Origin of the sequence: Streptomyces sp. NPDC008137, from assembly GCF_042957035.1 — a bacterium.
Lineage (GTDB): Bacteria > Actinomycetota > Actinomycetes > Streptomycetales > Streptomycetaceae > Streptomyces.
Genome location: NZ_JBIBHN010000011.1, coordinates 47,954 through 70,535, shown reverse-complemented (window position 1 = coordinate 70,535; position 22,582 = coordinate 47,954). Strand labels below are relative to the sequence as shown.

Genomic DNA, 22,582 nt, shown 5'->3' with positions numbered 1-22,582 from the left:
GTCGTGACCACCGTCCGGCTCCCCCTCTTCCCCCTGAACTCCGTCCTGTTCCCGGGGCTCGTGCTCCCGCTGAACGTCTTCGAGGAGCGGTATCGCGCCATGATGCGCGAGCTGCTGAAGACGGCGGAGGACGAGCCGCGCCGGTTCGCCGTCGTGGCGATCCGCGACGGCCACGAGGTGGCCCCGAGCGCACCCGGCATGCCCGACCCGACGGCCCTGCCCGAGAAGGGCCCGCTGGCCGGTTTCGGCGCGGACCCGGTCAAGGCGTTCCACAAGGTGGGCTGTGTGGCGGACGCGGCGACGATCCGGGAGCGGACCGACGGCTCCTTCGAAGTGCTGGCGACCGGCACCTCCCGGGTGCGGCTGCTGTCCGTCGACGCCTCCGGCCCCTTTCTGACTGCCGAGCTGGAGACGCTGCCCGAGGAGCCCGGCGACGAGGCCGCGCCGCTGGCCGAAGGGGTGCTGCGGTCCTTCCGCCAGTATCAGAAGCGGCTGGCCGGCGCGCGGGAACGCTCCCTGGCGACCGGCGCCGAACTGCCCGACGAGCCGGGCGTGGTGTCGTATCTGGTGGCGGCGGCGATGATGCTGGACACCCCGTCCAAGCAACGCCTGCTCCAGGCCCCCGACACGGCGTCCCGCCTGCGCGACGAGCTGAAACTCCTTCGCTCGGAGACGGCCATCATCCGTAGTCTGCCGTCGTTGCCGGCGTCGGAGCTGACGCGCGGCCCGATGAGCCTCAACTGAAGCGGACCGGCATGGCGAAGAAGTCGAAGAAGCAACAGCAGCCGGGGGGCACGCCCGCCACGGTCGCGCTCACGACGGCGGGCGTGGACTTCACCGTCCACTCCTACGACCACGACCCCGCCCACCCCTCCTACGGCGAGGAGGCGGCCGAGGCGATGGGCGTCTCACCGGACCGGGTGTTCAAGACGCTGGTGGCGGACGTCGACGGCGCCCTGACGGTCGCGGTGGTCCCGGTGGCGGGCCAACTGGACCTGAAGGCCCTGGCGGCAGCGGTCGGCGGCAAACGCGCCACGATGGCCGACCCGACCCTGGCCGAACGCACCACGGGTTATGTCCGCGGCGGTATCTCACCCCTGGGCCAGCGCAAGAAGCTCCCGACGGTCCTCGACGACTCGGCCTCGTCCCACCCGACGATCTGCGTCTCGGCGGGCCGGAGGGGCCTGGAGGTGGAACTCTCCCCTGAGGCCCTGGCCAAGCTGACACAAGCGGTACCGGCACCCGTGAGCCGCGCCTAGCGCCTCCCTGGCCGCGGGCCCGCGGCTGCCCCCGCTACGGGCACGCACGCCACCTGGCTGCGGACCCGAGGCCGCCCCCGCTGCGGGCACGCGCACGCCGCCTAGCCGCGGGCATGCGTGCCGCGAGGGGCGGCACGGGTGGGCGGTGGGGGTCCCCCGCTCGAGCGCAGCCGAGATGAGGGAGGCACCCCGCCACGCCGGGCTGCGAAACCCCCGCCCTCAGCCCCGACGCCGATCACCTACGCGGCAGGCGGCGCCTGATACGGCCCCTCGGAAAACTCCGGCTCCGGATCCCGAGGCCCGAACAACGCCGTGAGCCCCAGATGCAACACCAGCGCGGCCAGCGGCCAGGCCAGCAACGCCCCCTTCGCGCCCAGCTTCAGCGGCGCGGAGAACGTCACCCCCCGCCCCACATCCCTCGCCCGCGCGATGACATCCTCCGCGGGCCCGAGCCACACCCCGAGCCGCCACGCCAGCAACGACCCGAGCAGCCCTCCGACGGCCAGTCCCACCACCAGCGGCACACCCCCACGCCGCCGCAGCAGGAACACGACCAGCGCGCTGACGACCCCGAAGCCCAGCGCGAGCAGCGTGAACGTGCCGTCGACCCCCACGGCCTGCTCGCCCTCGGTGTCCTTGAGGTAGACGACCCAGTTGCCCTCCACCACGTCACCGACCAGCGGCACGTGCGGCGCGAGCCACCACCAGAGCACTCCGAGCAGCACCCCGCCGAGCGCGACGGCCAGCGAGATCACGGCGGCTTCCCGCACTTCGGTCTTCATGCCGGGGCCGTCCTGTCCGTACCATCCGTGCCCGGCGCCCTCGGCGTACTCGGCGTGCTGAGAGCCGGGAGCGGCCGGCGGCTGCCACGCGTCCTGCGCGGAACGTTCATGCGGTGGCGGTGGCGGAGTCAGTGGTGCGGTCACCCTGCCATCGTGCCAGTCCCGCCTGTGCGCCGCGTCACCGGACGACCGCTCCGCGCTCAACGGACGGCTGCCCGGCGGTACGCCCAGGTCGCCACGGCCAGCGAGACGACGCCCACCACCCCGCACACGGCGAGGTCACCGAGCACGAAGGCCCAGTCGGGATGCGGCCCGAACGTCCGAGCGAGGGCCTCGACCCCGTAGGTCGACGGCAGCAGATCCCGTGCGAAGCGCACGACCTCCGGCATCCGGTCCGCCGGCAGCACGCCCAGCAGCAGCGCCGCCGACATGCCCAGCTGCCCGAGCAGCGTGGCCAGCTCCGGCCGGGGCGCGAGCAGCCCCAGCGCCGCCCCCAGTCCGGCGAGCGCGGCGCCCGCGAGCGGGATCACGGCCATGAGGATCCACAGATGGGCCAGCGGCAGCCCGAACAGGGCGCAGCCGAACACCGCCGTCACGATCGTCCCCGGCACGGTGAACGAGGCGTACGCGCCCGCCGCGCCCAGCACCACCGCCGCCGGCGGCACCGGCAGGGTCGCGTAGTGGTCGAGTCCGCCACTGGCCCGCAGCTGCCCGAAGTACTGCGCGAGCAGGTTCAGCGCGACGAAGGCGACGACCAGGACCGACGACCCGGCGACGACCGCCTGCGCCTCCGCCCCGTCGTCCACGACCCCGCGCATCAGGATCATGATCCCGATCGACTGGAAGGTCGCCACGAACAGCAGCGGGATCCGCGCGACCCGCGCCCGGGACAGCTGTGCCCGGTACACGGCCGCCAGCGAAGGCCACAGCCGCGCCCTGGGCCCGAGCTCGGCCGCGCACGCGGCGGGCTCCTCCACGGCCAGGGCACTGCCCGGCAGGACATCGGCGGGTACGACACTCACGTCGCGCTGCTCCCCTTCACTCGGGTCCACTGCGGCAGTCGCCCTGTTCGGTACGTATGCGGCGGCCTGTGCGCTCAAGCCCCCCGCGCTCAGGGCCCCGGTACTCCTCACGCCTTCACCAGCCCCTGCTGCACGGCACCGCCCAGCGCGAGATAGACGTCCTCCAGGCTCGGCGTGGCCAGCGTGAAGTCGTCCAGGGCGGCGAAGGCGGCCCCGCCGGTGACGGTGGCGACGACCGCCCGGGCCTCCTCGGGCCCCAGCCGGAGCGTCCAGCGGCGGCCCGACTCCACGACGCGGTCCCGCAGCGCGGCCACCTCGGGGACGTGCAGCGGCGGCGCGTCCCGCCACACCAGCTCCACCCGCACCTCGCCGGCCACCTGTTCCTTGAGCCCGGCCGGGGTGTCGCAGGCGATCACCTTCCCCCGGTCGAGGACGGCCACCCGGTCCAGCACGGTCTCGGCCTCGATGACGTTGTGGGTGACGAGCAGCACCGTCGTACCCCGTTCGGCGCGCCGCCGGTCGACGGCGGACCACACGGCCCGCCGCGCCACCGGGTCCATGCCGGAGGTCGGCTCGTCCAGCACGAGCAGCGAGCGCTCCCCCACCAGCGCCGCGGCGAAGCACGCCAGCCGCCGCTGGCCCCCGGAAAGCTTCTTGAGGGGCCGCCCGGCGAGGGGTGCGAGACCCAGTTCGTCGAGTACGTCGTCCCGCTCTGCCCGTGCGGCCCGTACGTCAAGGCCGCGCAGCCGCCCGGTGGTCTCGGCGGCGAGCGACACGGTCAGCTCGTCGAGGGCGGTCGACTCCTGCCCGAGGTAGGCGAGGATGCGCGCGGCCCGTTCCGGGTGGCGGACGATGTCGTGGCCGAGGATCTCCACGCTGCCGCGGTCGGGCCGCATCAGCCCGGTGAGCTGCCGTACGAGGGTGGACTTGCCGGCGCCGTTCGGCCCGAGCAGGCCGAAGATCTCGCCGCGCCTGATGTCCAGCGTCACGTCGTCCGTGGCCCGGACCTCGGGTGTTCCGGGCGCGCCCCGCCTGCCGCGCACCGCGGGATAGGTCTTGGTCAGCCCGCGGACCGCGCACACGACGTCACCATCGTGCCGAAATGCCTGTGCCGCGCGCTTACTCACAAGGGACGAGACTACGGGGTCGGGAACCCCGGCCCGTTCTCGGGTCGCTCCGTTCCGGGAAATCCGCCCGCAAGGACTCAGTCACCGACGGGCGTGTGCTCCACGCCCGTGCGCACGCCGATCTCCCGCCAGAAACCGGCCCGGATGGCGTATCGGTCCCGCTCGTCGATCTGGTCGTCCTTGTGGGCGAGCAGACCGAAGCGGGCGGCGTAGCGCAGCAGCTCCCCGTCGACCCGGTGGGGGATGCGCGGGTACATCCCGGACAGTTTCGGCAGCTGGCCCTGGTCGCCGAGGCGCTCCACCCAGCGCCGTGCGAAGACCTGCCCCACCTCGTACGGGTCGCCGCCGACCGTGGTGATGTCCTCCTCGCGGTCGGCCCACCGCTGCTCGGCCGTGGTCAGCTGGGCGAGCGTCGGCATCGAGGCGGCTTCCGGGGGCTCGGCCGTGGGCCGGTCGACCCAGCCCTTGTCGGAGGACCAGCGGAGGGTGGCGGAGGCGGGGGGCTGGGCGGGCTGGGTTCCGGGGGCTCGCAGGGCCGCCAGGTCTTTGGGGGTGGGGACGCCTTTGGGGGCGGGGACCCGCTCCTCGGTGCCGTTCTGACCGGGGCCTGCCACCGGGTGCGGGGGCGGCGGGGCGGGCCGCTCGGCCGCGGCGAGCGAGGACTCGGGCAGCGGCGCGGAGAGGATCGCGGCGATCTCGGGCCGGGGCACGGGCTGCGGGGCGCACACGCCGGTGTACTCCTTGGCGCGGACCGCCTTGGTGATCCACGTCCGGTCCAGGACGCGCCGCTCGTCGGCCTCGGCAACCAGGTCCTCTGACTGGTTGTAGTCGCCGTCGGCGGCCTGGACGGCCCACAGGTGGACGGCGACGCCGTGCTCCTTGGCGGCCATCATGCCGGGCAGCAGGTCGCCGTCGCCGGTGACGAGGACGATGTCGGAGCAGGCGCGGTTGCGGGCCAGCTCGGTGAGCTCGGCGTGCATCGCGGCGTCCACGCCCTTCTGCGCCCAGCGGCCGTCGCTGCGGGTCAGCGCGCCGAGCCGGACGGTGACCCGGGGCATCACGCGCAGCCGGCGGTGCTCGGGCTGCGGGACGCGGTCGGGGGCGCCGTCGAACCAGTAGATGCGCAGCAGGGGCTGCTGTGTATCGGACTCGGCGCGTTCCCGCAGCCCCTGGATGAGGGCCGTGTGGTCGACGGTGATGCGAGATCGTGAGGGCTCTCCGGCGAGGAGACTCGCCGCCGCTCCCAGCAGATACCCGGCGTCCACCAGGACGATGCAGCGGTCCACACGACTCACCCTCTTCCCAGGAGGTTTGCTTCGGGCTTGCTTCGAGTCTGCCCGACGGTGCGGAGGTTAACGGCCGGAACTCGATCTTCGGCGTGGCGTTTCGGGGGTTCCCACACCGACCAGGCCTGTCACGCACGGTAATTGTCCGACATGCGATCGTTGTCGGCCTGTGTGAATCTGGTCCCGGCCCTGGCCCCTAGATCCCCCACAGGAGGCATCACCATGGCCAAGAACAAGAACCGTGACCGTAAACAGCAGCGCCCCACCGAGCGTGGCCAGCGGGCGGACCGCAGCCCCGCGGCGCAGACGGAACCCCAGCCCGAGGTCGAGGTGGCCGCCCCCGGCGACATCGCGACCCGCAAGCGGAAGCGCAGCTTCGGCCACAACTGACATCTGCGTGACGGGTCGTTGAGACCCACTCACTTGCGCATATGCGTGAGGGGCGTACCCGGTACCGGGTACGCCCCTCACGCGCATCAAGAGCCCTCAGCCGGCCAGGCAGGCCGGCCCCAGCAGCACCTTCAGATCACCGAAGAGCGCAGGGTCCGGCTTCACCCGGTGCCGGTCCAGACGCAGCACGGTGGTCTTGGTCGGCCCCTGGAGCCTGATCCGGACCTCGCTGTCGCCCTTGTGGTGGCTGAGCACCTCGCCGAGGCGGCTGACCAGCGGCGGGGTGACCCGGGTGGCCGGGATGGTGAGGATCACGGGCGCGTTGGTACCCGCGTTCGACAGGTCCGGGACCATCAGCTCCATCGCGACGAGCCGCGGGATGTCCTCGCGCTTGTCGAGGCGGCCCTTGACGAACACCACGGCGTCCTCGACGAGTTGGGTCGAGACGAGCTGGTAGGTCGCTGGGAAGAACATGCACTCGATCGAACCGGCGAGATCCTCGACGGTGGCGATGGCCCAGGCGTTGCCCTGCTTGGTCATCTTGCGCTGGAGGCCCGAGATGATGCCGCCGATGGTCACCACGGAGCCGTCGGAGTAGTCGCCTCCGGTCAGCTGGGAGATACCCGCGTCGGCCTTGTCGGACAGGATGTGCTCCAGGCCGAACAGCGGGTGGTCGGAGACGTACAGACCGAGCATCTCCCGCTCCTGGGCGAGCAGATAGGTCTTGTCCCACTCGTCGGGGGAGAACTCCACGTCGAGACCGAAGCCCGGCTCGCTGGTCTCGGCCTCGCCCATGCCGCCGAAGAGGTCGAACTGGCCCTCGGCCTCCTTGCGCTTGACCGCGACCACGTTGTCGATCATCGGCTCGTAGTGCGCGGTCAGACCCTTGCGGGTGTGGCCCATGGCGTCGAAGGCGCCGGCCTTGATCAGCGATTCGGTGGTGCGCTTGTTGCAGACCACCGCCTCCACCTTGTCGAGGTAGTCCGGGAAGGAGACGTACTTCCCCTTGGCCTTGCGGCACCTGATGATCGACTCGACGACGTTCGTGCCGACGTTGCGGACGGCGGAGAGGCCGAACAGGATCACGTCGTCGCCCTGGGCCGCGAAGTTGGACATCGACTCGTTGACGTCCGGCGGGAGCACCTTGATGCCCATGCGGCGGCACTCGTTGAGGTAGACGGCCGACTTGTCCTTGTCGTCCTTCACCGAGGTGAGCAGGGCGGCCATGTACTCGGCGGGGTGGTTCGCCTTGAGATAGGCGGTCCAGTACGAGACCAGGCCGTACGCGGCGGAGTGCGCCTTGTTGAACGCGTAGCCGGCGAAGGGGACCAGCACGTCCCACAGGGCCTGGATGGCCTCGTCGCTGTAGCCCTTCTTGCGGGCGCCCTCCTGGAAGAGGACGAAGTTCTTCGCCAGTTCCTCGGGCTTCTTCTTGCCCATCACACGGCGGAGGATGTCGGCCTCGCCGAGCGAGTAGCCGGCGATGATCTGGGCGGCCTTCTGCACCTGCTCCTGGTAGACGATCAGGCCGTGGGTGACGTCCAGGACTTCCCTGAGGGGCTCTTCGAGCTCCTTGTGGATGGGCGTGATCTCCTGCTGGCCGTTCTTTCGAAGGGCGTAGTTCGTGTGGGAGTTCATGCCCATCGGGCCCGGACGGTACAGGGCCGACACGGCGGAGATGTCTTCGAAGTTGTCCGGCTTCATCAGCCGGAGCAGGGAGCGCATCGGGCCGCCGTCGAACTGGAAGACGCCGAGGGTGTCGCCGCGCTGGAGCAGTTCGAAGGTCGTGGGGTCGTCGAGCGGGAGGCTCAGGAGGTCGATGTCGACCCCCTTGTTGGACTTCACCATCTTGACGGCGTCGTCCATGATCGTCAGGTTGCGCAGGCCGAGGAAGTCCATCTTCAGCAGGCCGAGCGACTCACAGCTCGGGTAGTCCCACTGGGTGATGGTGACCTTGTCCGTGTGCCTGACCCAGACGGGGACGTGGTCGGTGATCGTCTCGCTGGACATGATCACGCCGGCGGCATGCACACCCATCTGGCGGACCAGGCCCTCGACGCCCTTGGCGGTGTCGATGACCTTCTTCACATCCGGCTCGTTCTCGTACATCCCCCGGATCTCGCCCGCCTCCGAGTAACGGGGGTGCTCGGGGTTGGTGATGCCGTCGAGGTTGATGCCCTTGCCGAGGACGTCGGCGGGCATGGCCTTGGTGAGGCGGTCGCCCATCGCGTACGGGTAGCCCAGCACGCGCGCGGAGTCCTTGATCGCGTTCTTGGCCTTGATGGTGCCGTAGGTGCCGATCATGGCGACCTTGTCGGCGCCGTACTTCTCCGTCACGTACCGGATCACCTCGACGCGCCGGCGCTCGTCGAAGTCGATGTCGACATCGGGCATGGAGACGCGCTCGGGGTTGAGGAACCGCTCGAAGATCAGGCCGTGCGGGATCGGGTCGAGGTCGGTGATGCCCATGGCGTAGGCGACGATCGAGCCGGCCGCGGAGCCTCGGCCGGGGCCGACCGCGATGCCCTGCTTCTTGGCCCACATGATGAAGTCGGCGACCACGAGGAAGTAGCCCGGGAAGCCCATCGAGATGATGGTGTCCATCTCGTACTCGGCCTGCTTCTGGCGGTCCTCGGGGACGGCGCCCGAGAAGCGGCGCTCCATGCCGCGGCGGACCTCCTCCTTGAACCAGGTGACCTCGGTGTACCCCTCGGGGATGTCGAACTTGGGCATCAGGTCGCGCTTCTCGAACATGCCCGTGGTGTCGACCATCTCGGCGACCAGGCGGGTGTTGGCGCAGCCCTCCTGCCAGGCGTCCGAGGAGTCGATGGCGTACATCTCCTCGGTGGACTTCAGGTAGTAGCCGGTGCCGTCGAACCGGAAGCGGTCGGGGTCGGAGAGGTTCTTGCCGGTCTGGATGCACAGCAGGGCGTCGTGGGCGGACGCCTCGTGCGAGTAGGTGTAGTGCGAGTCGTTGGTGACCAGCGGGGGGATGCCGAGCTTCTTGCCGATCTCCAGCAGGCCGTCGCGGACCCGGCGCTCGATCTCGATGCCGTGGTCCATCAGCTCCAGGAAGTAGCGGTCCTTGCCGAAGATGTCCTGGTAGTCGGCGGCGGCCTTGAGGGCCTCGTCGAAGTGGCCGAGGCGCAGGCGGGTCTGGACCTCGCCGGAGGGGCAGCCGGTGGAGGCGACGATGCCCTCGGACCACTGGGAGATGGTCTCCTTGTCCATGCGGGGCCACTTCTGGAGCCAGCCCTCCGCGTACGCGTCGGAGGACAGGCGGAAGAGGTTGTGCAGGCCGGTGCTGTTCACCGCCCACATCGTCTTGTGGGTGTAACCACCGGAGCCGGAGACGTCGTCCCGCTTCTGGTGCGGCTGGCCCCACTGGATCTTGCGCTTGTTGCGGCGGGACTCGGGCGCGACATACGCCTCGATGCCGATGATCGGCGTGACCCCGGCCTTCTGCGCGCTGTGGAAGAAGTCGTACGCCCCGTGGAGGTTGCCGTGGTCGGACATGGCGATGTGCGACATGCCCATCTCGTTGCACGCGTTGAACATGTCCTTCAGCCGCGCGGCACCGTCCAGCAGCGAGTACTGGGTGTGGACGTGCAGGTGCGTGAACGGCGGCTTTGACACGGCAGCGGCCTCCAGAGAAAACGTACGTCGAATGGGGTCCGACAGGCTGCGCACAGTCTGGGGGACAGCGTCGAAGTCTATGCCTCGGCACTGACACTCCGAGGGCTGACCCGCGTACCTTCATGCGAGGGTCCGGGGCACTCCCGCGACCCGCCGCACGTTAGGCAAGGGGCGGACCTGCCGCCCTGAACATCTGCACCAGGAGGCACCCAGCGATGTCGTTCCCGCAGCTCGACGACGAGCACCGCGGTGAGGAGATCCTCGCCGTCTTCGACACCGCCTTCGGCCAGCTGCTGGCCGCCGACCCGGCCGCCTTCCGGGTGAAGTTCCGGAAGATGGCGGCCTCGGCCTTCGCCTTCTACCGGGGCACGGCGTGCCTCTTCTACAACGACCTCGAGGCGGAGAAGCGGGGCGGGCCGTACCTGGACGAGCGCACCTCGCGGGTGTGGATCCACGGCGACCTGCACGCGGAGAACTTCGGCACGTACATGGACGCGAACGGCCGGCTGATCTTCAACGTCAACGACTTCGACGAGGCCTACGTCGGCCCCTTCACCTGGGATCTGAAGCGCTTCGCCGCCTCCATCGCGCTGATCGGGTACGCGAAGGCGCTCAGCGACGAGCAGATCTCCGAGCTGGTGACGATCTACGCGGTGGCCTACCGCGAGCGGATCCACGCGCTGGCCACTGGGGCCAAGAGCGACGAGGTGCCGCCGTTCACGCTGGACACCGCGCAGGGCCCGCTGCTGGACGCGCTGCGCGACGCCCGCTCGCTGACCCGGTTCGGCCTGCTGGAGTCGATGACGGAGATCCGCGACTTCGAGCGCCGCTTCGCGCCGGGCGGCGGCTCCGTCGAGCTGGACGCGGCCACGCGCTACAAGGTGCTCGCCGCCTTCGACGGCTATCTGGAGACGCTGCCGGACAGCTCGCTGGCCCGCCCGGACTCCTACCGCGTGAAGGACGTCGTCGGCCGGCGCGGCATCGGCATCGGATCGGCGGGACTGCCGTCGTACAACATCCTCCTGGAGGGCCACAGCGACGCCCTGGAGAACGATGTCGTGATCTACATCAAGCAGGCCCAGACCCCGGCCGTCTCCCGGCACATCACGGACCAGGCGATTCGCGGCTACTTCCAGCACGAGGGGCACCGCACGGTCATCTCCCAGCGCGCCCTCCAGGCGCACGCCGACCCGTGGCTGGGCTGGACGGAGCTGGACGGCTCGGGCCAGCTGGTCGCCGAGGTCTCGCCGTACGCGGTGGATCTCGACTGGGGCGACATCGACGACCCGGAGGAGATCGCCCAGGTGGTGGCCGACCTCGGCCGGGCGACGGCCACGATGCACTCGGCGGCGGACGACCAGTCCGGGGAGTCCTTGGTGCCGTTCTCCACGGAGCGGGCCATCGACGCGGCGATCGCGGCCGACGAGGACGGCTTCCCGCCGCTGCTGGTCGACTTCGCGCACAGCTACGGCGCACGCGCGCGCGGCGACCACCAGACCTTCGTTGACCTGTTCCGCAACGGCCGGATCCCCGGCCTGTAGCCGGGGCTTTCGCCGTCCGCTCCCCCACAGGCATCCTTTAGGGGTCCCTTACCGGCCCCCATGACAGACTCTCCTTTCGCTATGGACATATCCGGGATTCAGCTCAGAGCCGTACGCGCGGCGCTGTTCACGGCAGTGGTCGTGACACTCAGCACCGCGTCGCACGTGCTGCTGTCCCAGGTCCCGCTCCCGATGGGCACGGTGGCCGCGGTCGCCGTCGCCGTGTTCGTGATCGCGTACGCCCTGGCGGGCCGCGAGCGCTCCTTCGGGCGGATCGCGGCCCTGCTGATCCCGCTGGAACTGGCCGCCGACACGGTGTTCACCACAGGTCAGCACGCCTGCTACGGCAAGGCGGGCGGCCCGGTCGCGGGTCCGTTGCGTTCGGTCGGCCTGGACGTGCTGTGCGGGGGCGGCGAGGTGGGCACCCCGCTGGCGCGGATGGCCGGGGCCACCGGCACCGACCGGCTCGCGGCCGCGGTCGCGCACGCCGAACCGGCAACCGCCTGGCTGCTGCTCGGCGCGCACATCGGCGTGGGACTGGTCGCCGCCGTCTGGCTGCGCCGCGGCGAGCGGGCCCTGGCCCAGCTGCTGCGGGCCGTGGGGGCTACGACCTTCCGGCCACTGCTGCTGGCGGTCGCCGCGGTCGCGGTGGAGCGGATTCCGGCCGGGCGATGTCTGCCGTCGCGCGCCGCGGACCGCACGCCCACCGCCCGCGACCGGATCCTCACGTACTCCCTGGGACGGCGTGGACCGCCGTGCTCGCCCGCCTTCGTCTGAGGCATCCCGGCACTTTTCGAGCTTCTCGAGCTGTCGAGCACAGACAGTCCCCCTACGCATTCCGCACACCCACGTGTGCGCGTCCCCTTACGGAGAACATCACCATGAGCAAGCGGAACACCCAGGCGGCGAAGACGGCGGCCCGCGAGCGACTGCGCGCCGAGCGCGAGCGCGAGGCCAAGCGCGCGAAGGCCAAGCGGCAGGTCGTCGTCGCCTGCTCCATCGTCGGCGTCCTGGCGATAGCCGGCGGCATCGGCTACGCGGTCGTCCAGGCCAACAAGCCCAGCTACTGGGAGGGCCAGAAGGACGCCAAGGTCGTCACCCCCGCCAACACCACGGGCGCCAAGGGCACCACGGTCGTCATCGGCAAGGACTCGGCCAAGAAGACCCTGAAGGTCTTCGAGGACCCGCGCTGCCCCGTCTGCGCCCAGTTCGAGCAGACCGTCGGTCCGACCGTGAAGAAGGACATCGACGACGGCAAGTACAAGATGCAGTTCGTCGGAGCCACGTTCATCGACAACAAGGACAACGGCGAGGGCTCCAAGAACGCCCTGAGCGCCATGGGCGCCGCGCTGAACGTGAGCGACAAGGCGTTCCTCGACTACAAGGCCGCCCTGTACTCGGCGAAGTTCCACCCGGAGGAGACGACCGACAAGTTCAAGGACGACAGCTACCTGATCAAGGTCGCGGACAGCGTCCCCGAGCTGAAGGGCAACAAGAAGTTCCAGGACGCGGTCGAGAAGGGCACCTACGACGCCTGGGCGATGGCCATGTCGAAGACCTTCGACGAGAACAAGGAGGGCGTGAAGGGCACTCCGGGCTTCGCCATGGACGGCAAGCAGCTCACCGCCGACAACCAGGGCACGCCGCTGATGACCGTGGCCGACTTCAACAGGGTGGTCGGCGAGGCCCTCAAGAAGTGACGGCGGGTCCGGTACGGGCCACCGTGTGAAGAGCGGGCGAACTTCCGGAGTTCGCCCGCTCCGGTGCATACTGATCAGTAACCTGATCGACCGTGACCAGTCGATACAGATCATCGCAGACACCCGAGGGCCTCAACTCCCTCAATCCCCGCCGCCGTACGGTCGTCAAGGCCGCGGCGGCGACCGCTGTCCTGGCCGGGCCGCTCGCCGCCTCCCTGCCCGCGCGCGCCGCCGGTCAGGCACCCGCCTTCCTGCACGGCGTCGCCTCCGGTGACCCCCTGCCGGACGGCGTCCTGCTGTGGACCCGCGTGACGCCCGTCCCGGAGGCCATACCCGGCTCCGGTCTCGGCCCGGACACCGAGGTGACCTGGGTCGTCGCCGAGGACCGGGCGTTCACCACGATCGTCGCCAAGGGCTCCGCCACCGCGACGGCCGCCTCCGACCACACGGTGAAGGCCGACATCCGCGGCCTGAGGCCCGCCACCGACTACTGGTTCCGCTTCTCCTCCGGCGGCACCGACTCCCCCGCCGCGCGCACCCGCACGGCCCCCGGGCACGACGCCGCCGTCACGGGCCTGCGCTTCGGCGTGGTCTCCTGCGCCAACTGGGAAGCCGGGTACTTCTCCTCGTACCGCCATCTCGCGGCCCGTGGCGACCTCGACGCCTGGCTGCACCTCGGCGACTACATCTACGAGTACGGCACCGGCGAGTACGGCACGCGGGGCAAGGTCGTCCGCCCGCACGCCCCGGCCCACGAGATCGTCACGCTCGCCGACTACCGGATCCGTCACGCGCGGTACAAGACCGACCCGGACCTCCAGGCCCTGCACGCCACGGCCCCCGTCGTGGCGATCTGGGACGACCACGAGTTCGCCAACGACGCCTGGTCGGGCGGCGCCGAGAACCACACGGAGGGCGCGGAAGGCGCCTGGTCCGCCCGCCAGGCCGCTGCCAGGCAGGCCTACTTCGAGTGGATGCCGGTGCGCCCGGCGATCGCGGGCACCACCTACCGCCGGCTGCGCTTCGGCAAGCTGGCCGACCTCTCGCTGCTGGACCTGCGGTCCTTCCGCTCGCAGCAGGTCAAGGTGGGCAACGGCGAGGTCGACGACCCGGACCGCACGCTCACCGGCCGCGCCCAGCTCGACTGGCTCAAGGCGGGGCTGAAGGCGTCCGACACCACCTGGCGGCTGGTCGGAAACTCGGTGATGGTCTCGCCGTTCGCCATCGGCTCGCTCTCCGCCGATCTGCTGAAGCCCCTCGCCAAGCTGCTCGGCCTGCCGCAGGAGGGCCTGGCCCTCAACACCGACCAGTGGGACGGCTACACCGACGACCGCCGCGAGATCCTCGCTCATCTGCGCGCGAACGCGATCCGCAACACCGTCTTCCTCACCGGCGACATCCACATGGCCTGGGCCAACGACGTACCGGTGAACGCCGGCACCTACCCGCTGTCCCCGTCCGCCGCCACGGAGTTCGTCGTCACCTCGGTCACCTCCGACAACCTCGACGACATCGTCAAGGTCCCGGAGGGCACGGTCTCCGCGGTCGCCTCACCCGTCATCCGCGCCGCCAACCGCCACGTCCACTGGGTCGACACCGACCGCCACGGCTACGGCGTCCTGGACATCACGGCCGAGCGCGCCCAGATGGACTACTACGTCCTCTCCGACCGCGCGAACCGCGACGCGACCGCCAAGTGGACCCGCTCCTACCGCACCCGCAGCGGCACGCAGAAACTCGAGCGGGTCTACGACCCGGTCTGAAGCGAGTCGAGGAAGCCCAGCGCCACCCGCCAGGTGGACTCGGCGGCCTCCTCGTCGTAGTCCGGCAGGTCGGGGTCGGTGTAGAGGTGGCCGGCCCCGGCGTAGCGGTACACCTCGACGTCCGCGCCGGTCCGGCCCATCTGGAGGTACCAGGCGCTGAGCCAGTCGTCCGTCTCGAAGGGGTCCGGCTCCGCCACGTGGAGCTGGACCGGCAGGTCGTCCGCCGTGGCGTCCGGCGCGATGTCCGACGTGCCGTGCAGGAGCAGCAGCCCGCGCGCCTTGTCGTCGCCGAGGGCGAGGGTCTGGGCGATCGAGGCGCCGAGCGAGAATCCCGCGTACACCAGCCCGCGCTCGGAGTAGGGCGCGGCCGCCAGCACGGCCCGCTTCAGCAGCTCGTCCTTGCCGATCTTCTCCTGGTGCTCCATGCCCTCCTCGACGGTCTCGAAGGTGCGCCCCTGGAAGAGGTCGGGCGTCCACACCTCGTGTCCGGCCGTGCGCAGCCGGTCAGCGGCCTGGAGCACCGCCGGCCTCAGCCCCTGGGTCGAGTGAAAGAGCATGATGTTCATGAGGCCATGGTGCCAGCCAGGTGTGACGATCCGAGTTCGCGGCAGTACCCACGACCGGACGGAAGTCACATGTTCATGCCCGCCGTGAGCCGGTTAGGTTCGGGGGCATGGAAAACCTGCTGCGACCGCTGATCGTGGTCGGTGGCTCGGTCGTCCTCACGCTGGTGATCGGCTGGGCGACCGACTACCTGCTGCGCAAGGCCGACGAACGACACCACGAGACTCAGCTGTGGGGTCTGCTCCGGCGCGGGCGCATTCCCTACCAGCTCGTGCTCTTCGCGGCCCTCCTGAGAGGGTCGTACGACGAGGCGCAACTGCTGGAGGACCGCCGCGAGGGCCTGGGCCAGGCGCTGACGCTGCTGCTCATCGGGTCGGCCGCCTGGCTGGTGATCCGTATCGCGGGGGCGATCGTCGAGACGTCCTACAGCCGGTACGCCAGCGCCCGGGCGCACCGCGACCCGGCCAGGGTCCGCCGGGTGCGCACCCAGGTGACGCTGATCATGCGGGTGGTGTCCGCGGTCGTCGGCGTGGTGGCCGCGGCGAGCATGCTGCTGACGTTCCCGGCGTTCCGGGCGGCAGGGGCCTCGCTGCTGGCCTCGGCCGGCATCCTCGGCATCGTCGCCGGTGTCGCCGCCCAGTCCACGCTGAGCAACATGTTCGCGGGGTTCCAGATCGCCTTCGGCGACATGGTGCGCATCGGGGACACCGTGGTGGTGGACGGCGAGTGGGGCACGGTCGAGGAGATCACCCTGACGTTCCTGACCGTCCACACCTGGGACGAACGCCGCATCACCATGCCGGTCTCGTACTTCACGTCCAAGCCGTTCGAGAACTGGTCGCGCGGCACCCCGCAGATGACCGGCATCGTCTTCTGGCACGTCGACCACACGGCCCCCGTGGAGGAGATGCGCGAGAAGCTCCGCGACATCCTGCGCGAGTGCCCGGCCTGGGACGGCCGCGCCTACAACCTGTGCGTCACGGACACCACCCCGAGCACCATGCAGGTGCGGGCCCTGGTGACCGCCAAGGACGCGGACGACATCTGGACGGTGCGGGTCACGGTGCGCGAGGAGATGGTCCGCTGGCTGACCGACGAGCACCCGTACGCCCTCCCCCGGGTCAACACGGCGGACGCGCTCCTGCCGCCGTCCTGGAACGGGAACGGCCACCGCCCGTCCTCGGACGGTGTCCCGAACCAGCAGCGCCGCTACCACGGCTCGGCGCGGCCGGAGCGCTGACCGAGAGTTGCCAAGAGGGGCCGCCCGTTCCGCGGGCGGCCCCTCTTTCGGTTTCGGGTGGCTCAGCGACCGCGTTCGGCCCCGCCGTTGACCTGGATGATCTGGGAGGTGATGTGCCCGGCACCCGAGGAGGCCAGCCAGTGCAGGGTCTCGACGACGTCACCGGGGGTCCCGGCCCGCCCGTTCGAGGTCTCCTCGATGAGCCGCGTCCGCCGCTCCTCGCTCATCGCATCCCCGAAGAACTCGGTGTCCTCGATGTAGCCGGGCGCGACCACGTTCACGGTGATGCCGCGCGGGCCCAGCTCCCGGGCGAGGTCATGGGCGTACGGATGGAGACCTGCCTTGGCCGCCGCGTACGCCCCGCTTCCGGAACCTCGGTACGCGGCGATGGAGCTGAGGAACAACAGCCGTCCGCCGGGCTCGGCGAGTCGCGGCTTCAACGCCTCGGTGAGCAGTACGGCGGTCAGGGTGTTGAGCCGGAAGTTCACGTTCCAGTTGTGCGCGACGGCCTCGAGCGGGTCGTCGTTCCCGGCTCCCGGTTCGAGCAGTCCGCTGCCCCCGGCGCTGTGCACGAGGACGTCCACAGCGCCGAACTCGCGCTCCACGAAGCCGGCCACACCCCGCACCTCCTGCGGCTCGGTGAGGTCGGCCGCGTAGGTCAGCGCGCCTGGGACCGCGGCCTTCTCCAGCACTTCGGCCCGCCGGCCGAGCAGCAGCACCCGGTCCCCACCCGCGGCGAACGCCCGGGCCGCCGCGAGCCCAATTCCAGTACCTCCACCACTGATTACAACATTGCGTGACATGGGAGCGACCCTACGACGCCCCGGCCGCTCCCCGTCAACCGCCGACCGCGTGGGCGTGCACCTCACCGCAGACTACGGACGTCGAGATGCCGCAGCACCCGGTCCACCACCTCCGGATCGGCCCCGGGCTCACTGCGCGCCGCAAGCACCTCGTGCCGCGCCGCACTCAGCATCTCCTGCTGGATACGCCGCACCCGCTTCGCCCGCCGCGCGCGCTCCCGGGTCGCCTCCCTGCGCTCGTCCTCCGCCAGTTCGGGACTGATCCGCACCCCGATGTCGAAGGCCCGCCGCAGCATCTGCTCGGACAGTTCCTCCGGGAGCTCCTCTTCCTCCTCGATCTCGCGCAGTCTCCGCTTCGCCGCCTTGGAGGCCCGGATCGCCAGTTCCTTCGCGCGTTCCTTCTCCTGGTCCGTATCGGCCTTGACGCCCAGCCGGTGCACCAGCCACGGCAGGGTCAGCCCCTGCACCACCAGCGTCGCCACGATCACCCCGAACGCGATGAAGATGAGCTCGTCCCGGTTGGGGAAGGGCGCCCCCGCGTCCGTCTCCAGCGGAATGGCCAGCACCAGCGCCACCGAGGCCACTCCGCGCATCCCCGACCACCACATGACCACGGTCTCGCGCCAGCTCACCGGGATGTCCTCGTCGTAGTCCCGCCGGGCGTGCAGCCGTTTGGTCAGCCAGGTCGCCGGAAGCAGCCACAGCAGCCGTACGAACACGACGACAGCCACCACCACGGCCGCCCACCCGAGCAGTTCGCCCCAGCGGCCGGAGGCGGTGCGGATGGCGTTGTGCAGCTCGAGGCCGACCAGGCCGAAGGCGACGCCGGTGACGAGGGTGTCGACGATGTTCCAGAAGGTGTGCCCGGCCAGCCGTGTCATGACGTCGTCGGCGTCGGACCCGTACTCCGCGAGGAACACCGCGGTGGTGAGCACGGCGAGCACTCCGGAGCCGTGCAACTCCTCGGCCATGACGTACGAGGCGTACGGCACCAGCAGGGTCAGCCCGATCTGCAGGGTCGCGTCCCCGAGCAGTTCCATCAGTTTGTTGGCGCCCCAGCCCAGCCCGATGCCCACGGCCGCCCCCACCACGGCCGACAGCACGAGGTCGAGCCCGGCCTGCCAGGGCGAGAACGTCCCGCTGACGGCGGCGGCGATCGCCACGTGGTAGAGGACGATGGCTGTCACGTCGTTGAACAGCCCCTCGCCCTCCAGGATCGACACCAGCCTGCGCGGCAGCCCGAGCTGGCCCGCGACGGCGGTGGCCGCGACCGGGTCGGGCGGCGCGACCAGCGCGCCGAGCGCGAAGGCCGCGGCCAGCGGCAGCCCCGGCACGATCGCGTCGGCCGTGGCGGCCACGCAGGCCATCGTGACGAACACCAGCGCCACGGCCAGCAGGAAGATCGGTCTCTTGTTCGCCGCGAACTGCCGCCAGGACGTGCGCCGTACGGCGGCGTACAACAGGGGCGGCAGCAGGAGCGGCAGGATGAGGTCCGGCGGGATCTCGACGTTCGGTACGAACTCGAGCAGCGCGAGGACTATGCCCAGGAGCGTCATCAGCACCGGAGCGGGCAGCCGCAGCCGGTCCCCGACCGGGACACTGATCACGGCCCCGAGCAGCAGCACGAACAACAGGGCCAACTGATCCACGGTCAGCGCTCCGGGAGGTCAGACGGTCAAACGACTGAAATCAAGCCTGCCACGCAACTCCACGGACAAACCGTTTCGGCACCCGCGGCGAGCGGCTGGAGCGGACGCCGCATCCCCTGGTGCGGGATGCCCGCCTCCACGTACTCCGGCCCGTAGGCCTCGTAGCCGAGCCGCGTGTAGAAGCCGAGCGCGTGCGTCTGGGCGTGCAGGTCCACTGCCGCGAGCCCACGCGCGCGTGCGGCGTCCTCGATGGCCCGCACCAGCGCGACCCCGACACCGAGACCACGCGCCTCGCCGGACACGGCGAGCCGCCCGAGGGAGCCGACGGACGGGCCGGCTCCGGTCTGCGCCACGGCCGCATCGCCGTGCAGCAGCCGCCCGGTCCCGAGCGGCACGCCGTCCTCCCGGACGGCCAGCACGTGCACGGCCTCCGCGTCGTAGGCGTCGTACTCGAGGTCCTCCGGCACGCCCTGCTCGCCGACGAAGACCTCCTTGCGCACCGCGAAGCACGCCGCACGGTCGGCGAGGTCCTCCGCGACGCGCACCGCAAACCTCGCGGTGCTCATGCGTACGTCTCCTCCCGGACCTGGTCCAGAGCCTTCTGCAGGTCCTCCGGGTAGTCGCAGGAGAACTCCGCCCACTGCCCGTCCCCGGGGTGCTCGAAGCCGAGGCGCACCGCGTGCAGCCACTGGCGGGTCAGGCCGAGGCGCTTGGCCAGGGTCGGGTCGGCTCCGTAGGTCAGGTCGCCGACGCAGGGGTGCCGGTGGGCGGCCATGTGGACGCGGATCTGGTGGGTGCGGCCGGTCTCCAGCTTCACGTCCAGGAGCGACGCCGCGCGGAAGGCCTCGATGAGGTCGTAGTGCGTGACGGACGGCTTGCCCTCGGCGGTGACCGCCCACTTGTAGTCGTGCTGCGGGTGGCGGCCGATCGGCGCGTCGATGGTGCCGCTGGTCGGGTCGGGGTGGCCCTGGACGAGCGTGTGGTAGCGCTTGTCGACCGTGCGCTCCTTGAACTGGCGCTTCAGCGAGGTGTACGCGCGCTCCGACTTGGCGACGACCATCAGCCCGGACGTACCGACGTCGAGGCGGTGCACGATGCCCTGGCGCTCCGCGGCGCCGGAGGTGGAGATGCGGTACCCGGCGGCGGCCAGGCCCCCGATGACGGTCGGCCCGGTCCAGCCCGGCGACGGGTGCGCGGCGACGCCCACCGGCTTGACGATCACGACCACGTCATCGTCGTCGTGCACGATCTCCATGCCCTCGACCGGCTCGGCCACCACCTGCACCGGCGCGGGCGCCTGCGGCATCTCGACCTCCAGCCAGGCGCCGCCGTGCACACGCTCCGACTTGCCGACCACCGATCCGTCGACCGTGACCTTCCCCGCGGCGGCGAGTTCGGCCGCCTTGGTCCGGGAGAAGCCGAACATGCGGGAGATGGCGGCGTCGACGCGCTCGCCCTCCAGGCCGTCGGGCACGGGCAGGGTACGGATCTCGGGAATCGTGCTCACCCGTCGAGTATGCCGGACGGGTCCGACAGCCCCGTACGGCGCCCGTCAGTCCTTGTGGACGGTGCCGTCCGGGTCGAGCCCCTTGAACGACAGCAGCACGATCAGGATGCCGCCGCACACGATCGCCGAGTCGGCCAGGTTGAAGACGGCGAAGTGCTTCGGCGCGATGAAGTCCACGACCGCGCCCTCGAAGACCCCCGGAGCCCGGAAGATCCGGTCGGTGAGGTTGCCCAGCGCACCGCCGAGCAGCAGTCCGAGCGCGAGCGCCCAGGGCAGGCTGTAGAGCTTGCGGGCGAGCCGGGCGATGACGACGATCACCGCCGCCGCGATCATGGTGAAGATCACCGTGAAGGCCTCGCCGAAGCCGAAGGCCGCGCCCGCGTTGCGGATCGCCTCGAACTTCAGCCAGTCCCCGATGATCTCGATCGGCGGGTGGTGCTCCAGCTTGGCCACCACGATCATCTTGGTGATCAGGTCGAGGGCGTACGCGAACGAGGCGACGGCGAACAGCACCGCGATACGCCGCTTGCCCCGGGGCGGCGCGGCCGCGGGCTCCGGCTCGCCCGTGCCGGACTCTCCGGCGGGCCGGGTGCCCTCGGAGTCGGCGCGCTCGCCCGCCGCCGCGTCCTCGGGCCGCTCCTGCCCGTCCCCGGCAGCGTCCGGTGTGTCCGGCGTACCGATGATGCGCTCCGCCTCTGCCACGTGAGTCCCTCAACCTAGGTTCCTGACTGAGCACGAGGGTACGACACACCCCGCACCCCCCACGTGCTCAGGCGCCATTCGGCCGCCGGTCAGTACCTGCGCTCCTGCTTCTGCTTGCACTCCACGCACAGCGTGGCCCGTGGGAAGGCCTGCATCCGGGCCTTGCCGATGGGGTTGCCGCAGTTCTCGCACAGGCCGTAGGTGCCGGAGTCGAGGCGGTCGAGGGCGCGCTCGGTCTGGATCAGCATCTCGCGCGCGTTGGCCGCCAGGGCCAGCTCGTGCTCGCGGGTGATGTTCTTGGTGCCGGTGTCCGCCTGGTCGTCGCCCGCGCCGTCCCCGGAGTCGCGCATCAGACCGGCGAGCGAGCGCTCCGACGACGTGATCTCCTCACGCAGCCGGGTCTCCTCGGAGGTCAGCTCGGCACGCGCCTCCTCGACCTCCGCCTCCGTCCAGGGGTCCTCCCCGGGGCGTACCGCGAGCTCACCGGGCTCCGCCGCGGCGACCCGTGCCTTCGGGACGGCGGTCTTGGCCGCCGTCGCCGTGCCAGGAGTCTTCTTCGCACCCACCGTGGTCGCTCCCGTCTGCGTCGCGGCCCCGGCCGCGCCCGCTTTCCTGGCCGCGCTGTGCCCGGCCTTGTCCTGTGTGACCGCGCCGGTCCGGGCAGTGCCCTTGCCGGCCGCGCTCTTCGTGGTGGTGCTCTTGCCTCCGGCGCGCACGCCCTCGGCCCCGACGCCCTTCCCAGCGGCGACGGCCTTGGCGGCCTTCGCCCTCTTGACCGCGGCCTTCTTCTCCGCGACCTCCCCGACAGCGGCCTTCCTGGCCCCTGTCTTCTTCCCCGCGCTCCCGCCGACAGCCGCCTTCTTGGCGTCAGCCTTCTTCCCCGCTGCCTCATCGGCGGCCGCCTTCATACCTGCGGCCTGCTGCCCAGCCGTCCCACCGACTGCGGACTTCCTGCCCACGGCTTTCTGCCTCGCCGCCGCACCGGCAGCAGCCTTGCCGGCCGCCGTCTTCTTGCCCGCGGCTCTCCCGGCCGCGGTCTCCTCGGCCGTCGCCTTCCCGCCCGCCGTCTTCTTGGCCGCCGTCTTCTTGGCCGCCGTCTTCTTGGCCGCCGCCTTCTTGGCCGCCGTCTTCTTGGCCGCCGCCTTCTTGGCCGCCGCCCTCTCGGCCTCGGGCTCCTCGGCCGCGGTTCTCTCAACCGCAGCCTTCCCGACCTCAGTCTCCTCAGCCCCGGACTTCTCGGCCTCGGTCTTCCACTCCGGCCCCTTTGCCGCCGCCGTCTTCGCCACGACCTTCCTGGCCACGGCCTTCCCCGCCGCGGTCTTCTTCGCCGTCACCCTCTTGACCGCCGCCTTGGTCCTGGTGACAGCCGCCTTCGTCCCCTCGGTCGCCTTGTCGGTCGCCCCCTTCGCCGCCCGCCCCGCCGAGCCTCCCTGGGTGGCCTTCTTCCCGCCCGGGTCCTTGGGCGCACCGCCGGAGGCCTCCGCGGACCTGCCGGACGCCGGCTGCTGTACGGCGGTCTTCTTCGCCACCATGGCCGCGGCCCCTTCACATATTGTGATCTTGCTCGCGAATCGTGCTGGGACGATAAATCGACTTGAGTCCCGCGGCAAC

Annotated in this window: 20 protein-coding genes; 8 read left to right on the top strand and 12 right to left on the bottom strand. The window is 70.8% G+C overall.

Going from position 1 to position 22,582, the window contains the following annotated elements:
• Positions 1-3: 3 nt before the first annotated feature.
• On the top strand, positions 4-744 hold the full coding sequence (locus tag ACFZBT_RS19770; protein ID WP_391105074.1) for an LON peptidase substrate-binding domain-containing protein: 741 nt from the start codon (positions 4-6) through the stop codon (positions 742-744).
• 11 nt (positions 745-755) lie between these two features.
• Positions 756-1,259, top strand: a complete 504-nt coding sequence (gene ybaK, locus ACFZBT_RS19765) for a Cys-tRNA(Pro) deacylase (protein WP_391105072.1) — start codon at positions 756-758, stop codon at positions 1,257-1,259.
• Positions 1,260-1,498: 239 nt separating this feature from the next.
• Here ybaK and ACFZBT_RS19760 read toward each other — a convergent pair whose 3' ends face one another.
• The 4 genes from ACFZBT_RS19760 to ACFZBT_RS19745 all read right to left on the bottom strand — a co-directional run bounded on the left by ACFZBT_RS19760 (position 1,499) and on the right by ACFZBT_RS19745 (position 5,476).
• A complete protein-coding gene (locus tag ACFZBT_RS19760) occupies positions 1,499-2,185 on the bottom strand; it encodes an AAA family ATPase (protein ID WP_391105070.1) in 687 nt (228 codons plus the stop codon).
• Between the two features lie 56 nt (positions 2,186-2,241).
• Positions 2,242-3,063 (bottom strand): ABC transporter permease, encoded by an 822-nt coding sequence (locus tag ACFZBT_RS19755; protein WP_391105068.1) that lies wholly within the window; start codon positions 3,061-3,063, stop codon positions 2,242-2,244.
• 107 nt (positions 3,064-3,170) lie between these two features.
• A complete protein-coding gene (locus ACFZBT_RS19750) occupies positions 3,171-4,145 on the bottom strand; it encodes an ATP-binding cassette domain-containing protein (protein WP_391105066.1) in 975 nt (324 codons plus the stop codon).
• Between the two features lie 122 nt (positions 4,146-4,267).
• A complete protein-coding gene (locus ACFZBT_RS19745) occupies positions 4,268-5,476 on the bottom strand; it encodes an NYN domain-containing protein (protein WP_391105064.1) in 1,209 nt (402 codons plus the stop codon).
• 222 nt (positions 5,477-5,698) lie between these two features.
• Here ACFZBT_RS19745 and ACFZBT_RS19740 point away from each other — a divergent pair, with 222 nt between their 5' ends.
• A complete protein-coding gene (locus tag ACFZBT_RS19740; RefSeq protein WP_251057969.1) occupies positions 5,699-5,866 on the top strand; it encodes a hypothetical protein in 168 nt (55 codons plus the stop codon).
• A gap of 96 nt (positions 5,867-5,962) precedes the next feature.
• Here the strand turns inward: ACFZBT_RS19740 and dnaE are convergent, their stop codons facing one another.
• Positions 5,963-9,502 carry a DNA polymerase III subunit alpha gene (dnaE, locus tag ACFZBT_RS19735; RefSeq protein ID WP_391105061.1) on the bottom strand — a complete coding sequence of 1,180 codons (3,540 nt, stop codon included), beginning with the start codon at positions 9,500-9,502 and terminating at the stop codon, positions 5,963-5,965.
• Between the two features lie 215 nt (positions 9,503-9,717).
• Here dnaE and ACFZBT_RS19730 point away from each other — a divergent pair, with 215 nt between their 5' ends.
• The 4 genes from ACFZBT_RS19730 to ACFZBT_RS19715 all read left to right on the top strand — a co-directional run bounded on the left by ACFZBT_RS19730 (position 9,718) and on the right by ACFZBT_RS19715 (position 14,506).
• A complete protein-coding gene (locus ACFZBT_RS19730; RefSeq protein ID WP_391105059.1) occupies positions 9,718-11,043 on the top strand; it encodes a DUF2252 family protein in 1,326 nt (441 codons plus the stop codon).
• Positions 11,044-11,124: 81 nt separating this feature from the next.
• Positions 11,125-11,820 carry a hypothetical protein gene (locus ACFZBT_RS19725; RefSeq protein ID WP_391105057.1) on the top strand — a complete coding sequence of 232 codons (696 nt, stop codon included), beginning with the start codon at positions 11,125-11,127 and terminating at the stop codon, positions 11,818-11,820.
• 104 nt (positions 11,821-11,924) lie between these two features.
• Positions 11,925-12,743 (top strand): thioredoxin domain-containing protein, encoded by an 819-nt coding sequence (locus ACFZBT_RS19720; protein ID WP_391105055.1) that lies wholly within the window; start codon positions 11,925-11,927, stop codon positions 12,741-12,743.
• Between the two features lie 92 nt (positions 12,744-12,835).
• Positions 12,836-14,506: an alkaline phosphatase D family protein gene (locus ACFZBT_RS19715; RefSeq protein ID WP_391105053.1), complete on the top strand. Its 1,671-nt coding sequence runs from the start codon at positions 12,836-12,838 to the stop codon at positions 14,504-14,506.
• Here the strand turns inward: ACFZBT_RS19715 and ACFZBT_RS19710 are convergent.
• On the bottom strand, positions 14,491-15,102 hold the full coding sequence (locus ACFZBT_RS19710; RefSeq protein ID WP_391105325.1) for a dienelactone hydrolase family protein: 612 nt from the start codon (positions 15,100-15,102) through the stop codon (positions 14,491-14,493). The genes ACFZBT_RS19715 and ACFZBT_RS19710 overlap by 16 nt on opposite strands.
• Before the next feature lie 77 nt (positions 15,103-15,179).
• Here ACFZBT_RS19710 and ACFZBT_RS19705 point away from each other — a divergent pair, with 77 nt between their 5' ends.
• Positions 15,180-16,310, top strand: a complete 1,131-nt coding sequence (locus tag ACFZBT_RS19705; protein WP_391105051.1) for a mechanosensitive ion channel domain-containing protein — start codon at positions 15,180-15,182, stop codon at positions 16,308-16,310.
• A 62-nt stretch (positions 16,311-16,372) separates the two neighbouring features.
• Here ACFZBT_RS19705 and ACFZBT_RS19700 read toward each other — a convergent pair whose 3' ends face one another.
• The 6 genes from ACFZBT_RS19700 to ACFZBT_RS19675 form a co-directional block, all read right to left on the bottom strand.
• A complete protein-coding gene (locus ACFZBT_RS19700) occupies positions 16,373-17,113 on the bottom strand; it encodes an SDR family oxidoreductase (RefSeq protein WP_391105048.1) in 741 nt (246 codons plus the stop codon).
• A gap of 62 nt (positions 17,114-17,175) precedes the next feature.
• Entirely contained in the window at positions 17,176-18,762 is a 1,587-nt protein-coding gene (locus ACFZBT_RS19695; protein ID WP_391105046.1) for a Na+/H+ antiporter, read from the bottom strand.
• 26 nt (positions 18,763-18,788) lie between these two features.
• On the bottom strand, positions 18,789-19,328 hold the full coding sequence (locus ACFZBT_RS19690; RefSeq protein ID WP_391105044.1) for a GNAT family N-acetyltransferase: 540 nt from the start codon (positions 19,326-19,328) through the stop codon (positions 18,789-18,791).
• Complete coding sequence (locus ACFZBT_RS19685) at positions 19,325-20,269, bottom strand: RluA family pseudouridine synthase (RefSeq protein ID WP_391105042.1); 945 nt, start codon at positions 20,267-20,269, stop codon at positions 19,325-19,327. The genes ACFZBT_RS19690 and ACFZBT_RS19685 overlap by 4 nt, the downstream gene beginning before the upstream one ends.
• Before the next feature lie 45 nt (positions 20,270-20,314).
• Positions 20,315-20,971 carry a signal peptidase II gene (lspA, locus tag ACFZBT_RS19680; protein ID WP_391105039.1) on the bottom strand — a complete coding sequence of 219 codons (657 nt, stop codon included), beginning with the start codon at positions 20,969-20,971 and terminating at the stop codon, positions 20,315-20,317.
• A gap of 89 nt (positions 20,972-21,060) precedes the next feature.
• Entirely contained in the window at positions 21,061-22,503 is a 1,443-nt protein-coding gene (locus ACFZBT_RS19675) for a TraR/DksA C4-type zinc finger protein (RefSeq protein ID WP_391105037.1), read from the bottom strand.
• Positions 22,504-22,582: the final 79 nt, after the last annotated feature.

What these genes read in the sequence shown, in the direction of transcription:
- ybaK (WP_391105072.1), top strand. Translation starts at nt 756, where the DNA reads ATGGCGAAGAAGTCGAAGAAGCAACAGCAGCCGGGGGGCACGCCCGCC.
- ACFZBT_RS19740 (WP_251057969.1), top strand. Translation starts at nt 5,699, where the DNA reads ATGGCCAAGAACAAGAACCGTGACCGTAAACAGCAGCGCCCCACCGAG.
- ACFZBT_RS19730 (WP_391105059.1), top strand. Translation starts at nt 9,718, where the DNA reads ATGTCGTTCCCGCAGCTCGACGACGAGCACCGCGGTGAGGAGATCCTC.
- ACFZBT_RS19725 (WP_391105057.1), top strand. Translation starts at nt 11,125, where the DNA reads ATGGACATATCCGGGATTCAGCTCAGAGCCGTACGCGCGGCGCTGTTC.
- ACFZBT_RS19720 (WP_391105055.1), top strand. Translation starts at nt 11,925, where the DNA reads ATGAGCAAGCGGAACACCCAGGCGGCGAAGACGGCGGCCCGCGAGCGA.
- ACFZBT_RS19705 (WP_391105051.1), top strand. Translation starts at nt 15,180, where the DNA reads ATGGAAAACCTGCTGCGACCGCTGATCGTGGTCGGTGGCTCGGTCGTC.
- ACFZBT_RS19700 (WP_391105048.1), bottom strand. Translation starts at nt 17,113, where the DNA reads ATGTCACGCAATGTTGTAATCAGTGGTGGAGGTACTGGAATTGGGCTC.
- ACFZBT_RS19690 (WP_391105044.1), bottom strand. Translation starts at nt 19,328, where the DNA reads ATGAGCACCGCGAGGTTTGCGGTGCGCGTCGCGGAGGACCTCGCCGAC.
- ACFZBT_RS19675 (WP_391105037.1), bottom strand. Translation starts at nt 22,503, where the DNA reads ATGGTGGCGAAGAAGACCGCCGTACAGCAGCCGGCGTCCGGCAGGTCC.